Raw genomic sequence first — 12,801 nt, forward strand, 5'->3', positions numbered from 1 at the left:
TCGCCTCAGAGTTTTTACAGTGCAGCCTCGTGCTGGACCGCAGGGGCCTGGCAAGCAATGGATGGGTGGAAACACTGCCATGAGCACAGAACAAATCGGGCAGGCCTACAACTACAAGGTCGTCCGGCAATTCGCCGTAATGACCGTGGTATGGGGCGTTATTGGCATGGCCGTCGGGGTCTGGATCGCCTCGCAACTGGTCTGGCCGCAAATGAATCTGGACTTGCCCTGGACCACGTTCGGCCGGCTTCGCCCCTTGCATACCAGCCTGGTGATTTTCGGTTTCGCTGGCAGCGCGCAGTTCGCTGCGAGCTATTACGCAGTACAGCGTACATGTCAGGTGCGGTTGTTTTCCGACAAGCTCGCGGCGTTTACCTTCTGGGGCTGGCAATCGGTGATTGTGATCATGCTGATCAGCCTGCCGCTAGGCTATACCACGACGAAGGAATATGCCGAAATCGAGTTCAGTGGCGCCGTGTGGATGACCATTGTCTGGATCGCCTATGCCATCGTTTTCTTCGGCAGCGTGATCAAACGCAAGACCTCACATATCTATGTCGGCAACTGGTTCTTTGGGGCCTTCATCGTGGTCATCGCCCTATTGCACGTGGTCAACCACATGTCGATCCCGGTGGGCTGGTTCAAGTCCTACCCTATGTATGGCGGCGCTACCGATGCCATGGTGCAGTGGTGGTATGGGCACAACGCTGTGGGCTTCTTTCTGACCACCGGGTTTCTCGGGATGATGTATTACTTCGTGCCCAAGCAGGTCGGACGGCCGGTGTATTCCTATCGGCTGTCGATCGTCCACTTTTGGGCGCTGATCACCCTGTACATCTGGGCGGGTCCGCACCACTTGCACTACACCGCCTTGCCGGACTGGGCGCAATCGCTGGGCATGGCCATGTCGATCATCCTCCTGGCGCCAAGCTGGGGAGGCATGATCAACGGCATGATGACCCTCTCAGGCTCCTGGCATAAGTTACGCAGCGACCCGATCCTACGCTTTCTGGTGGTTTCGCTGGCCTTCTACGGCATGTCGACCTTCGAGGGTCCGATGATGGCGATCAAGACCGTCAACGCCCTCTCCCACTACACCGACTGGACCATCGGTCACGTGCACGCCGGAGCGCTGGGTTGGGTCGCGATGATCACCTTCGGTTCGATGTACCACATGATCCCGAAAGTCTTCGGCCGTGAGCAGATGCACAGCGTCGGCTTGATCAACGCACACTTCTGGCTGGCGACCATCGGCACCGTGCTGTACATCGCCTCAATGTGGGTCAACGGCATCACTCAGGGCCTGATGTGGCGGGCAGTGAACGACGACGGCACCCTCACCTACTCGTTCGTTGAAGCGTTGCAAGCCAGCCATCCGGGCTTCATCGTGCGCTTCACCGGCGGCGTATTTTTCCTGAGCGGCATGTTGCTCATGGCCTACAACACGTGGCGCACCGTGCGCACGGCCGACCCGGCGCTGGTCGACCAGCAAGCGCAATTCGCCTGACCATCCTGCGGGAGTACAGCGCGACTCCCGCCCTCCTGATAAGGCCTGACGTGATGATCGAACCAGGTTACGAGTGGCTGGGAATCGCCGCCGTGGTGTTTTTCTTCGTGGTCACCCAGCTGTGCCTGAAGAACAGCAACACCCGGAGCATCGACGAAGCCAGCATGATCCCTTTCGCCGATGACCCGGACGTTGCCCGACGAGTCGAACAGGCCACGGGTAAAACCATCCATTGCGTGGACACCGCCGAACACGCAATACCCACACAAAACGATTGGATCGACGTTGAGATGTAAGCGCCTGTTTTATAACCGCGCCCAGCGCACGAATCCGGTCGTTAGCCCAGCACTTCACTTAAAGGAATGAAGTTCAGCCAATCCCCTTCGGCGACCGTGGTGCCTTCGCGCACTTCAATAAGGCCTTCGGCCCACGCTGCGCTGCGCAGGACGCCCGAGCTCTGGTTGCTGTAAAGCACGGCGCGGCCTTGTTCGAATCGCCCGCGCAGATATTCGCGGCGGTCTCCGGCCTTGTTCCACGTGAACCCGGCAGGCACCGGAAACTGCAGCGGCGCGACATCGGCGACGCCCTGACGGCGCAACAGATAGGGCCGGGCGAGTAATGCGAAGGTCACCAGAGTCGAGGCTGGATTGCCCGGCAAACCAATCACCGGCACGCCACGAAAATGGCCAAACGTCAGCGGCTTTCCAGGCTTGATAGCCAGCTTCCACAATGACAACTCGCCGTCCTCGCGCAGGGCATGTCCGAGGAAATCTGCCTCGCCCACCGAGACACCACCGGTGGAAAGAATTAAATCGACGTGCCCCAGCGCCCCCAGCGTGTTGCGGGTCTTCTCCAGATCGTCCGGTAAAATCCCGGCATTGTGCACCTCGCAACCCAAACGCTGTAACCAACTGCATAGCAGCACCCGATTGCTGTTGTAAATCTGCCCTGGCCCCAGCGGTTGACCCGGCTCAATCAGCTCGTCACCCGTGGACAACACCGCAACGCGCACGCGCCGCACGACATTCAACTCGGCCAGGCCTAAAGACGCTGCAAGGCCCAACTCAATAGGCCCCATGCGCGTACCCGCGGCCAATACTTGCTCGCCGACGGTGGTTTCCTGGCCCTGCGGACGGATATTTTGCCCCACTCGCATCGGCTCAATAAAGCGCACCCGCTGGTCAGCGAGTACGTCGGCATTTTCCTGCATTTCAACGCAATCGGCGCCGGCCGGTACGGGTGCGCCAGTAAAGATCCGGGCGCAGGTGCCGGGAGTCAACGGCTCGGGGGCTTGGCCGGCAAAAATTCGTTGGCTGACCGTTAAGGGCTCGCCCCTCCAGTCCGCCAGGCGCAACGCGTAACCGTCCATGGCGCTGTTAGGCCAGGGTGGCAGATCCAGGGTTGAAATTAACCCCTCGGCCAGAACCCGGCCTTGCGCAGCAGCCAGTACCACCTGTTCACGCTCGAGGATTGGGGTCGCTTCGGCCATCTCCAGCAAGCGCGCCAGCGCCACCTCGACCGGCATTAGCGGTCGCGCTTCAGTGTGGCTCATATCAGTTCATCCGCGGGTTTCGCAGGGCTCGGCCTGCTTGAGGTGGGCGACGAAATTGCAGGGGCGGTGACGCGAGTCCAGCTGTTCGGCAAGAATTCCGTCCCAACCAGTTCGGCAAGCATTGGTCGAACCCGGCAGGCAGCAGACCAGCGTACCGTTGGCCATACCCGCCAGCGCACGGGACTGCACGGTCGAGGTGCCGATATCCGCCACGGAAATTTGCCGGAACAGCTCACCAAATCCATCGACCTGTTTGTCCAGCAAGCAGGTCACCGCTTCAGGTGTACTGTCGCGACCGGTAAAGCCTGTGCCGCCAGTGATCAGTACAACCTGTACGTCATCGTCGGCAATCCAGGTGGCAACCTGGGCGCGGATTTTGTACAGATCGTCCTTGAGCAGCACGCGCTCGATCAGGCTATGACCTGCGGTGGTCAAGCGGTCAACGAAGACCTGACCCGATGTATCGGTTTCAAAGGTACGGGTGTCACTGACGGTCAATACGGCAATGTTCAATGGCACGAAAGGTGTTTCAGCCTTCGCTTTCATAGGCTCGATCCAAAGAGAGGGGGAACAGCCCGTTGTTATATCACAGCCCCCTTTTCGCGGGCCCTTCGTTGATCTGAGTCAGCGATTGCGACAAGCCACCACTGTCCATGGAACTTGCGGATGATGTATACGTCTCAACCTCAGTAATCAAAGCATTCCCTGACGGAGACACACCATGACTCAACGGACCTTACCCGCAGCCTTCCTGCTGGCACTGAGCCTCGCAAGCCTCGCCGGCTGTGCTTCGCCCACAGTCATCACTCTCAACGACGGGCGCGAAATCCAGGCTGTTGATACGCCCAAGTATGATGAAGAATCGGGTTTCTACGAATTCGAACAGCTTGATGGCAAACAAACTCGCGTCAACAAAGACCAGGTGAGTACGGTCAAGGATCTCTGATCCTTCACAACATCGCTTGCGATTTTGTTCAAAAACCCGCCCCGTGCGGGTTTTTCTGTATCAGGAGCACATTCATCGCAAGAAACAACCTACCAATCGAGCGTCAGTTGCGTCTCGAATTGCCTGTCTTCCCCGGACAGCGGGTCAATGAAACGCAGACCCTGGGCTAACAGCTTCAGCGGCTGAGAGTAGTCATCCACCGCATCTTTGAGCACGTCGGGATAAAACGGATCATTGCAGATCGCCGCGCCCAGAGCCGCCATGTGCACCCTTAACTGGTGTTTTTTGCCCGTCACGGGGTACAAGCCGTACCGCCAATATTCGCCATTACGTTCGCTGACTTCGATGCGCGTTTCAGTGTTGCTGACGCCTGGCCCTTCCTGCATCCGAAAGAATGGTTCACCCGCGACCAGCCGGCTTTTATGCACCCGTGGGAATTGCACTTCGGGCAACGCGCGGGCAATGGCTTCATAGCGCTTGTCGATCTGACGCGCAGGAAACAGCGACTGATATGCCGAACGGCTGCCCTTGTTTGCCGAGAACAACACCAGGCCTGCCGTGTGCCGGTCAATTCGGTGCAATGGCACCAAGTCCGGGTTATCCAGGCGACGGATCAAGCGTCTGAGCAAGGTCTGCTCGACGTACTCACCGGCAGGCGTCACCGGTAAAAAATGCGGTTTGTCCGCCACCACCAGATGCTCGTCTGCATACAGGATCGTCTCTAGCACCGGTATCGGCGTTTCGTTCGGAACCTCGCGAAAGTAGTGGATACGCAAGCCTTCCCGGTAAGGCAACTCGGCAGCTATGGCCACACCCTCGGCATCCAGCACCCGTCCTCTGGCTATTCGATCCAGCCATTGTTCCCGGCTAATGGCGGAAAAATGCGCGCACAGACAATCGAGAACCGTTGCCCATGGCCCTGCTGGCAGGTACAGGGTGCTGGCTTGGCTCTGCGCGGGAGAAAAAACGGGCTCGGACATGGGTAGGCTCAAATCTCGGAACGCCTTGATTGGCTGGCGGCGCATTATCGCGCAAGGGCTGGGCAGAACCTAATGGCACCCGCTCATCCACGTACCGGCACAGCCGTTTGCGCCGCCGCTTCGGTAAACTCTTTCAGCCAACGCAATACATCCACTGCGTCCCATCGCGCAGGGTCATACAGCGCATAAAGCAGGCCCTGATAGCCAACGACATCCAACTGACGGTGATACCCGGCACGCTGGAACAATGCTTCGATTTCCGCAAAGCAGGTGTTGAAGTGCAATTTGGTAAAGGGCGTCTTCCCCTCCGTGACGAGGCCATCCATGCGCAATTCAAGGACGGCTTCACTGACCACGTCGGTGGACATGCGATTTACGCTGTATTTCAGTTGTTCGACATTGACCATGACTGTAGCTCTCGTTGTGTTCGTTCAATTCGTTGAATCGGGATATGCCTACGCTGTCAACTGCCGATCTGTATCAACTCATCCCAGCGCGTGGTGTAACAGCGACTGCGCATCTCGCTGCGCATGCCCCATTTAGGCGTGACGGGCACCCTGGCAAAGCGCAGAGTGCCGGCCCCTTCCCGCTTGTTAATCCGGTCGATCACGCCCATCAGCCGATCACTGCCGTCGCGCACGGCAGGTGCGAACAGGTCTGAGGTCAGCTCGCCGCGCTGCGACAGATCGAACAGCATCACCGCGCATTTGGAGTAGGCCACGCCGGGCTTGAAGATTCGTTCCAGCGCCGACAACGCGCGTGCGATCAGGTCTCGAGTGTCGTCGGTGGGATACGCAAGGATGCAGCTTTCGGCGTCGGCCACGATCGGCTGGCCTGGATCGTGGCGCTGGGTTTGCAAGCTCACTTGCAGACCTCCGCACAGTGAAGCCTGGGACCGCAGTTTTTCCGCCGCGCGGGTGACGTAGGTCGCCATGGCCTCGCGAATAGGCTCCAGTTCGGAAAGCCTATAGCCAAACATCTTGCTGGTGCAGATGGCTTTTTTTGCGGGCGGTGCTTGGTGCATGTCAAGACAGCTTTGCCCGTTGAGCTCCCGTCCCGTGCGCTCGACGGTCACTCCAAACGTCATCCGCAAGATAGCCGGGTCGCACTGGGCGAGATCCCAGGCCGTATGGATATTCATCGCCGCCAATCGCACACCCAGACGCCGCCCTACCCCCCAGACAGTGGTCGCCGGGGCCAGCTTGAGCAATCGCTGTTGCCGTAAAGGATCGCGAAGGTCGACCACTCCACCGGTGGCCGGCCATTTCTTGGCCGCCCAATTGGCCAGCTTGGCCAAGGTCTTGGTACTGCCAATACCCACGCCAACAGGAATGCCCACCCATTGCAAAAGGCGCTGGCGGATGGCCGTACCGAATTCAGTGAGGTCTTCCTGGATACCGGTCAGGTCGCAGAACGCCTCATCGATGGAATAGACTTCGATTGTCGGCACCATGGATGCCAGGACGCTCATTACGCGATGGGACATGTCCGCGTACAGCACGTAGTTGCTTGATCGCACCGCGATCCCAAGCGAGGCCAGCTGGTCTCGCACCTGGTAATAGGGCGCGCCCATGGGGATGCCGAGTTCTTTGGCATCAGCCGAACGGGCAATCACACAACCATCGTTATTGCTTAAAACCACGACCGGCACGCGCTTGAGCGCTGGCTGGGAATCGCGCTCGCAACTGCAATAAAAAGCATTGCAATCGACCAGGGCGTAAGTGGTCATCCACGCCCCACATAGCTGACCACCCACATCACGACGCCCCAGATTTCAACGCAATCCGGATCTTCGAACGTCAGCGGCAGGGTGGCCGATTGCGCGTCGACCAACATCAGTGTGTTTTTGTCTCCTGTGCTCACCAGGCGCACACAGTAGCTGTCCGCACCGTCCAGATGAGCCACGACATAATTGCCTGCACAAGGCGACACTGAACGGTCGACAATCAAACGGTCACCGGGGTAGATGCCGAAGCCGATCAGACCGTCATCGTTCACCATCACTGCACGCATCTGCGGGGCGCCGATACCGACAATGCGATCAAGGGAGAACCCCCGCTCCTTTTCGTCTTCGGCGGGCGATTGAAAACCGGTGATGCGCAGCTCTCTGGACTCCGGCAGCATGTGCTGCAGGCGTTCACTGCGAGTAAGAATGGTGAGAGACATGCCGTGCTACCCGATTAACTGTACATACATACAGTAAACGAATCAGCACTCGCTGACCAATTGATTATCGGCAACTGCGACGAGGGGGTTTCAGTTCCGTGCATCAGACGTTTTTGTCGGACGCGTTACTGAAGGAACACCACTACCTGCCCGGCATCGAACGGCCAGTCCAGCTCGGCGCCGGTGTCCACGCGCCGCAGCACGGGAATGCGCAGGCCGTAATCGTCCACCAGCGCAGCACTCTCTCCAATGTCGACCAGTTCGACCAGCAGACCATGCTCGACCAGTGGCAGCAGCTCGGCTTCGGCGACTTCACACAGATGACACCCAAGGGTGCCTAGCAATTGGCATTCAGGAGGCATGAAGACACCTTGAGCATGGCGTGTAGAAAATTGACAGTGGCTGCATTTTAGGCCGACGCGGATACCCGCGTCGAGCCTGAATCCATTGCCTCAGTCCTGGCTGACTGAACCGATCTTGTGGATCGACAGGTCGGCGCCGTAGTACTCCTGTTCCTGAGTCAAACGCAAGCCAATGATCATTTTGAGCGTGCCGTATACCAGGAACCCGCCAAGCAAGGCCACAACCACACCCAGCCCGGAGCCGATCAACTGGCTGATGAGGCTGACCCCGCCCAGCCCACCCAGCGCTGTTTGACCAAAGACACCACACGCGATGCCACCCCAAAGGCCGCACAGCCCATGCAGAGGCCAGACGCCCAACACATCATCGATTTTCCAGCGCACCTGGGCCGCAGTGAAGCACCAGACAAACAGCGCTCCGGCGATAACGCCCGTGATCAAGGCCCCCACCGGATGCATCAGATCAGACCCGGCACAGATCGCCACCAGGCCAGCCAAAGGACCGTTGTGCAGAAAGCCCGGGTCGTTACGCCCCACAATCAACGCGGCGACCGTGCCGCCGACCATGGCCATCAATGAGTTGACCGCAACTAACCCGCTGACACCTTGCAAGGTCTGGGCACTCATGACGTTAAAGCCGAACCAGCCAACGATCAGTATCCATGAACCCAGCGCCAGGAACGGAATGCTCGAGGGTGGGTAGGCAACCAGCCGTCCTTCCCGGTATCGTCCATTGCGCGCCCCCAGCAACAACACGGCCGCTAGCGCCAGCCAGCCACCCATGGCATGAACCACGACGGAGCCGGCGAAGTCATGAAAGCTGGCACCAAAACGCTCCAACAACCAGGACTGCAAGCCAAAGTTGCCATTCCAGACGATGCCCTCGAAGAACGGGTAGACAAAGGCGACGATCAATACGGTTGCACACAGCTGTGGCGCGAACCGGGCACGTTCGGCGATACCGCCAGAGATAATCGCCGGGATTGCGGCAGCAAAGGTTAGCAGGAAGAAAAATTTCACCAGCTGATACCCGTGATTTGCACTGATCACGGACGCGGGTTGTAAAAAGTTCACCCCGTAAGAAATCCAATAGCCTATAAAGAAGTACGCCAGTGTCGATACAGCAAAATCGCTGAGAATCTTCGACAACGCGTTGACCTGATTCTTGTGCCGGACCGTACCGACTTCAAGAAAGGCAAAGCCGGCGTGCATGGCCAGCACCATCACCGCGCCGGTCAAGATGAACAAGGTATTTGAGCTTTGGACCAGGGAGTCCACAGCGCTTTGCAAATTTTCCATGGAGGGCAGGCCTGCAATTCGTCGAAAAGCACCAAAGCGGGTCAAGCAGTCCTCTACGTGCACCGAACTGGCGCCATGCATTGGCAGGGAAGCGCAATGTATGACCCGATTTGGAGCAGTCCACTTTTGAGGACAAATTGTCGCTTGAGCTTTTTCTCAAGTTTTATGATGTAAGCGTAAGATCTGGGCACGTTTGCCATTGTCTTCGCTCTTATTCAGCGCATCGCCCTCCGTGGCGCACCATCTGGAAGCAAAACCTGTACCAGTTGGTCGATTTAATACGGATGCGAATTGAAATGAACCTTCAGTAATCCCTTAGACTCGAAATACCATTAAGCCACCAGACGGAGATAACCATGGCTAGCAAAACAGCGCCGAGCGCCCAGGAAATATTAATGACTGATTTTCAAACATTGGTCAGTGACACGGAGAAGCTTCTCGCGCACACCGCCACGCTGGCTGGCGATCAGGCCGATGAATTACGGGGGCAGATTAGCGACAGTCTGTTAAAGGCACGGGAGACACTGCGTCTGACAGAGGAGTCCCTGCGCGTACGCGGTAAAGCAGCGGTAACGGCCACCGAAGATTATGTTCAGAGCAATCCATGGCAGTCAGTGGGCATCGCCGCTGGCGTCGGGTTCCTCCTGGGTCTGCTGGCTACAAGGCGCTGACGGCTATGGGCACAGAATCAGGTTCGTCATCAGCGGACCAACACTCGTCACCGCGGCGCTTGGGTGCCGCTTTTCTGGGCCTGCTGCACAGTCACGTGGAGTTGTTCGGCATCGAGTTGCAGGAGCAAAAATCACGTACATTGAGCCTGCTGCTGTTTGCCGGTCTGGCGCTGGTTTTTGCACTGCTGCTGCTGATCGGGTTATCCGCTTTATTGCTGATCGTCGTATGGGATAGTTATCGCTTGGCCGGCATCATTGGTCTCTGTGTCTTCTATACCCTGGCTGCGGTGTTCTGCGGTTTGCGTTTGAAAGCGGCGATCTTCGACGAATCGTCACCGTTCAATGCCACCCTCCAAGAGTTGGCCAATGATCGCGAGCGACTGATGCCATGAATCTTCCTGAACTGTCGCACTCAGCCTCCCGGCGAGAACTGCGCAAGGCGTTGATTCGCTTGCGCATGGAAATGCATCGCCAGGAGATTCGTCACGAATCGAGTCAACTGCTGGAGCCAATACGCCGCGTGCGCAATATGACGCAGGATTGGCAAGGCACGCTGGGCATTAAACACGCGCCTCTGTGGGGCATTGGCATCGTCACCCTGCTGGGCTTCCTCAGCGGGAAAGGAGCCAAAGGAGGCGGCATCAGTGGTGTCACGCGCCTCGTGAAGTTGGGCACCAGCCTGCTTCCGCTGATAAAGCTCGCGTTACAAGGCTCCCCGCCTAAACGCTAACGTGCCTCATCTGGCTGCATTCTTGCAAAGCACTCCAACGCCTGCCACCCCATGGTCCTCCGTGGGGTGACAAGCGCTGCCTGCACGGCAAACAATTCCAAGATCTACTAAGGAGGCTCCGTGATAGACGGGCAACCGCTTGCCTGCTTTCAGCCGTTCATCGACACCGCTACTGGTCGTATTGCCGGCGTTGAAGCCTTGGGTCGCCTACGCCAGAGCGATGGCCGACTTTTATCCGTTGGCCCCCTGTTTGCTGATCCCAAGATGTCTCCTGCCATCCTGCGCCGCCTGGACCGGGCGATCCGTGACAATGCCCTCAGCCGCCTGCATGAAGTGCCCAACGACTGGTTTCTCAGCCTGAATATTTCCCCGCGCTGGATCAATCGCCTGCGACCGGGTCAACCATTGCCCAGCCTCAAGCAGCTGCAGCGCCATGGCGTGGCACCACAGCGCATCGTCTTCGAAATCACTGAGTTGGGCGGCAACAGCCAACGTTTGACCGATGTGGTAGCACGCTATCGGGAAGCGGGTGCGCGCATTGCTATCGATGACTTTGGGGCCGGCTATTCACAACTGGACCGGGTACTGGCGCTGCAACCAGACATTTTGAAACTGGACATGCGCTTGTTTCAGGCCGCAGCCCGTGGCGGCCACAGCAGTGATGTGGTCAAGGCACTGGCGCAAATGGCCGAGAAAACCGGCTGCTCGATCATCGCCGAAGGGGTGGAGACCGAAGCCGAACTGCATTTTGCCCTGGAGTGTGGTTCACGCTACGTTCAGGGTTTTTTGTTCGCCCAAGGTGAGGTGGAGTTCTTTGCTGGCGACACTTTCGTCCAGCATTTTGCTCAATTGCGTGACCGCTACGTGCTGCAAAAAGTGGCCGAGCGCGCCCGCCTGATGACCCTGCGCCTGCAGCTCAGCAAGTTGATGAACCTGCTCCAGAGTTGGGCCGAAGGGCAAGCCCCCCTGAGCCAGTTGCCGCAACTGCACGACTACCCGTGGCTATTGCGCGTCTATCAATGCGATCGTCATGGTACACAGCTCACGCCAAATTTTGAATGGCGCAACGGCGTCTGGCACGCTGATGCCAGTTATCTGGGCCACAACTGGTCCTGGCGTCCGTACTTCTACCATTTACTGGCCGAGGGGTGGGGTGAACGGCGCCTGACCCTGTCCAATACTTACCGCGACGTGACCAGCAACCAATATTGCCTGACTGCCGGACAGTTCTTCGAGAACGGCCAGTGCCTGCTGTTGATCGATATCGACGCCGCCGGTTTGTAATCGCGGCGTTGCGATCAAGGCCCTTGCAGCCCAACGACTGAACCGGGAAGCTAGGCGTAATCAATAGACGGAGTGAACGCCTTGGATTGGCAAACCCTGCTTAACCGCGAACGACTTGGCAAACCCATTTACAGCCCTGAAGAGCTGGGGCGCAGTCCTTTCCACAAAGATCATGACCGCATCATTTTTTCCGGCGCGTTCCGTCGACTGGGCCGCAAGACCCAGGTTCATCCGGTCACGAGCAACGATCACATCCACACGCGCCTGACCCATTCATTGGAAGTCAGCTGCGTTGGCCGCTCGCTTGGTATGCGGGTCGGCGAAATCATTCGCGGCGCCCTGCCTGACTGGTGCGAGCCAAGCGATCTTGGAATGGTCGTTCAATCTGCGTGCCTTGCTCATGACATCGGAAACCCACCGTTCGGGCATTCGGGTGAAGATGCGATTCGCCACTGGTTTTTACAGGCCGCCGGACGTGGCTGGCTGGATGCAATGAGCGACGTCGAGCGCAATGACTTTCTCAATTTCGAAGGCAATGCCCAAGGATTCCGGGTGCTTACGCAGCTTGAATACCACCAGTTCGAAGGCGGCACCCGGCTGACCTATGCAACCCTCGGCACTTACCTGAAATACCCCTGGACCGCGCGCCATGCCGACTCGCTAGGCTACAAAAAGCACAAGTTCGGCTGTTACCAGAGCGAACTGCCGATCCTTGAGCAGATCGCACACAAACTCGGCCTGCCGCAGCTTGAAGAACAGCGCTGGGCGCGTCATCCGCTGGTGTACCTGATGGAGGCCGCCGATGATATCTGCTATGCCCTGATCGACCTTGAGGACGGTCTGGAAATGGACCTGCTCGAATACGCCGAGGTGGAATCCCTGCTCCTGGGCCTGGTGGGCGATGATCTCCCGGAAACCTATCGGCAATTGGGGCCCAACGATTCTCGCCGCCGCAAACTGGCCATTTTGCGCGGTAAGGCCATCGAGCATCTGACCAACGCCGCCGCGCGTGCTTTTGTCGAACAGCAAGATGCGTTGCTGGCGGGCACCCTCAGTGGCGACCTGGTGGAGCACATGCACGGCCCCGCCAAACGTTGCGTGCTCGACGCCAAGGATATGGCTCGCAAGAAAATCTTTCAGGATAAACGCAAGACCCTGCATGAGATTGGCGCTTACACCACCCTGGAAGTACTGCTCAATGCGTTCTGCGGTGCGGCACTGGAGCAATTCGGCGGGCGAACCCCTTCGTTCAAGCATCGACGCATTCTCGATTTGCTCGGCAATAACGCGCCCGATCCTCACTG

General features: G+C 58.2%; 16 protein-coding genes. 8 read left to right on the plus strand and 8 right to left on the minus strand.

Annotation, left to right across the window (positions count from 1 at the left end; all coding sequences use genetic code 11):
- The first annotated feature begins 79 nt into the window (after positions 1–79).
- Together ccoN and K0F75_RS02595 are read left to right on the plus strand one after the other, a co-directional pair.
- Positions 80–1,507, plus strand: a complete 1,428-nt coding sequence (gene ccoN / locus K0F75_RS02590) for a cytochrome-c oxidase, cbb3-type subunit I (protein ID WP_219060190.1) — start codon at positions 80–82, stop codon at positions 1,505–1,507.
- Positions 1,508–1,560: 53 nt separating this feature from the next.
- Positions 1,561–1,803, plus strand: a complete 243-nt coding sequence (locus K0F75_RS02595) for a cbb3-type cytochrome c oxidase subunit 3 (RefSeq protein ID WP_219060191.1) — start codon at positions 1,561–1,563, stop codon at positions 1,801–1,803.
- 41 nt (positions 1,804–1,844) lie between these two features.
- Here the strand turns inward: K0F75_RS02595 and glp are convergent, their stop codons facing one another.
- Positions 1,845–3,059, minus strand: coding sequence for a gephyrin-like molybdotransferase Glp (glp, locus tag K0F75_RS02600; RefSeq protein ID WP_219060192.1), 1,215 nt, complete (start codon positions 3,057–3,059; stop codon positions 1,845–1,847).
- 6 nt (positions 3,060–3,065) lie between these two features.
- Positions 3,066–3,605, minus strand: a complete 540-nt coding sequence (moaB, locus tag K0F75_RS02605; protein WP_219060193.1) for a molybdenum cofactor biosynthesis protein B — start codon at positions 3,603–3,605, stop codon at positions 3,066–3,068.
- 175 nt (positions 3,606–3,780) lie between these two features.
- On the opposite strand from moaB, the gene K0F75_RS02610 reads away from it, so the two are divergent.
- Complete coding sequence (locus tag K0F75_RS02610) at positions 3,781–4,005, plus strand: YgdI/YgdR family lipoprotein (RefSeq protein WP_219060194.1); 225 nt, start codon at positions 3,781–3,783, stop codon at positions 4,003–4,005.
- Positions 4,006–4,094: 89 nt separating this feature from the next.
- On the opposite strand, the gene K0F75_RS02615 is transcribed toward K0F75_RS02610, so the two are convergent.
- The 6 genes from K0F75_RS02615 to K0F75_RS02640 all read right to left on the minus strand — a co-directional run bounded on the left by K0F75_RS02615 (position 4,095) and on the right by K0F75_RS02640 (position 8,812).
- Entirely contained in the window at positions 4,095–4,985 is an 891-nt protein-coding gene (locus K0F75_RS02615) for a pseudouridine synthase (RefSeq protein ID WP_219060195.1), read from the minus strand.
- 83 nt (positions 4,986–5,068) lie between these two features.
- Positions 5,069–5,392, minus strand: a complete 324-nt coding sequence (locus K0F75_RS02620) for a transcriptional regulator (RefSeq protein WP_219060196.1) — start codon at positions 5,390–5,392, stop codon at positions 5,069–5,071.
- A gap of 56 nt (positions 5,393–5,448) precedes the next feature.
- On the minus strand, positions 5,449–6,714 hold the full coding sequence (locus tag K0F75_RS02625; RefSeq protein ID WP_219060197.1) for a Y-family DNA polymerase: 1,266 nt from the start codon (positions 6,712–6,714) through the stop codon (positions 5,449–5,451).
- Positions 6,711–7,151 carry a LexA family transcriptional regulator gene (locus tag K0F75_RS02630; RefSeq protein ID WP_219060198.1) on the minus strand — a complete coding sequence of 147 codons (441 nt, stop codon included), beginning with the start codon at positions 7,149–7,151 and terminating at the stop codon, positions 6,711–6,713. Before K0F75_RS02630 ends, K0F75_RS02625 begins: the two co-directional genes overlap by 4 nt.
- A gap of 125 nt (positions 7,152–7,276) precedes the next feature.
- Positions 7,277–7,513, minus strand: a complete 237-nt coding sequence (locus tag K0F75_RS02635) for a glutaredoxin family protein (protein WP_219060199.1) — start codon at positions 7,511–7,513, stop codon at positions 7,277–7,279.
- Positions 7,514–7,603: 90 nt separating this feature from the next.
- Positions 7,604–8,812: an ammonium transporter gene (locus tag K0F75_RS02640; RefSeq protein WP_219060200.1), complete on the minus strand. Its 1,209-nt coding sequence runs from the start codon at positions 8,810–8,812 to the stop codon at positions 7,604–7,606.
- Between the two features lie 356 nt (positions 8,813–9,168).
- Here K0F75_RS02640 and K0F75_RS02645 point away from each other — a divergent pair, with 356 nt between their 5' ends.
- The 5 genes from K0F75_RS02645 to K0F75_RS02665 all read left to right on the plus strand — a co-directional run.
- Positions 9,169–9,483 carry a YqjD family protein gene (locus tag K0F75_RS02645; protein ID WP_219060201.1) on the plus strand — a complete coding sequence of 105 codons (315 nt, stop codon included), beginning with the start codon at positions 9,169–9,171 and terminating at the stop codon, positions 9,481–9,483.
- A gap of 5 nt (positions 9,484–9,488) precedes the next feature.
- Positions 9,489–9,875 (plus strand): phage holin family protein, encoded by a 387-nt coding sequence (locus K0F75_RS02650; RefSeq protein WP_219060202.1) that lies wholly within the window; start codon positions 9,489–9,491, stop codon positions 9,873–9,875.
- A complete protein-coding gene (locus K0F75_RS02655) occupies positions 9,872–10,213 on the plus strand; it encodes a hypothetical protein (RefSeq protein ID WP_219060203.1) in 342 nt (113 codons plus the stop codon). The genes K0F75_RS02650 and K0F75_RS02655 overlap by 4 nt, the downstream gene beginning before the upstream one ends.
- Positions 10,214–10,333: 120 nt before the next feature.
- Complete coding sequence (locus K0F75_RS02660; protein WP_219060204.1) at positions 10,334–11,497, plus strand: EAL domain-containing protein; 1,164 nt, start codon at positions 10,334–10,336, stop codon at positions 11,495–11,497.
- 81 nt (positions 11,498–11,578) lie between these two features.
- Positions 11,579–12,801, plus strand: a 1,223-nt coding sequence (locus K0F75_RS02665; protein ID WP_257604239.1) for a deoxyguanosinetriphosphate triphosphohydrolase, incomplete at its 3' end; no start/stop codon positions are given.

The sequence above is a fragment of the Pseudomonas sp. UMAB-08 genome, from assembly GCF_900095225.1.
Lineage (GTDB): Bacteria > Pseudomonadota > Gammaproteobacteria > Pseudomonadales > Pseudomonadaceae > Aquipseudomonas.